Annotated in this window: 1 protein-coding gene; it reads right to left on the bottom strand. The window is 48.3% G+C overall.

Features of this window, described 5'->3' with window-relative positions; genetic code table 11:
- On the bottom strand, positions 1–791 hold a 791-nt coding region (locus PVV69_RS09895; RefSeq protein ID WP_273757361.1), incomplete at its 3' end, for a ParB/RepB/Spo0J family partition protein.
- Between the last annotated feature and the right edge of the window lie 167 nt (positions 792–958).

Raw genomic sequence — 958 nt, 5'->3', positions numbered from 1 at the left:
GCCAATGCCGTCCCCCGCAAAACAGACCGCAACTCCGGCTGTAAATGCTGGGCAATACGGTTGAGGAGTTTCACCGATTCCTTCGATAAACCAATCCTATCGGCAACATGTGTGGCAAAGTGCAAACTTTGCATTTTGCCATTTAAGTCACCATCATTTGGCAAAGGGTAATGTTTACCCTTTGCCACTTTTTCCCCTTCACCCCCAGTTTCATGGTGCTCTACAGAACCATCATTTGGCAAAGGGTCAACTTGACCCTTTGCCACTTTCTCTCCTTCACACCCAGTTTCATGGTGCTCTGAAGAACCATCTTTTGGCAAAGGTGCAACTTGCACCTTTGCCACTTTGTCCTTTGTATATTGATTACCACCGATCAAAGGGTAAACTTTACCCTTTGATTTTCTGTCCCCACCAACCTTAATCTCCCCATACTTCTTTTCCCACAATTCGCGGTAAGTCTGGACAAAAAGCGCACGGTCAATCACTGACAATTCATTGCGAAACAAATTCTCTGCCACTTCTAAAAGCGCAGCATTGTCCTTATCAGCCTGCACCACAACGGCATCAATGTCACTATAGCCCAAAAGCTCCGCAGCACGAAGCCGGTGCGCACCAGCAATAAGTGTGTAATTACCCTCTTTAGCATTGGGGGTATGGCGCACTGTAATCGGGTTCATTAACCCCTCCCGCGCCATCGATTGCGCAAGTGCCTTGGCATGCTCATCATCTACAGGGCGTATACGCTCCGGTACAACAATCACATCAAGAGCAAGCTTTTGAAACTGTGCCATCACGCCCCCGCCTTTTCCATTTCTCGTAAGAACAAATCCATCGCACGCCCTGCCCATCTTCGATAGGCTCTAGCAAATACAGGCTCTTCCAAACGCCGATTAATCACTTGCAAAGCAAGAAAGATAGCAGTCTGCTGCCGTACTTGCATGGCAACAATACGCCGCCG

This window comes from Bartonella sp. MM73XJBT (genome assembly GCF_028618465.1).
GTDB lineage: Bacteria > Pseudomonadota > Alphaproteobacteria > Rhizobiales > Rhizobiaceae > Bartonella.
The sequence above is the reverse complement of the archived record's forward strand: the minus strand, read 5'-3'. Positions and strand labels throughout refer to the sequence as shown.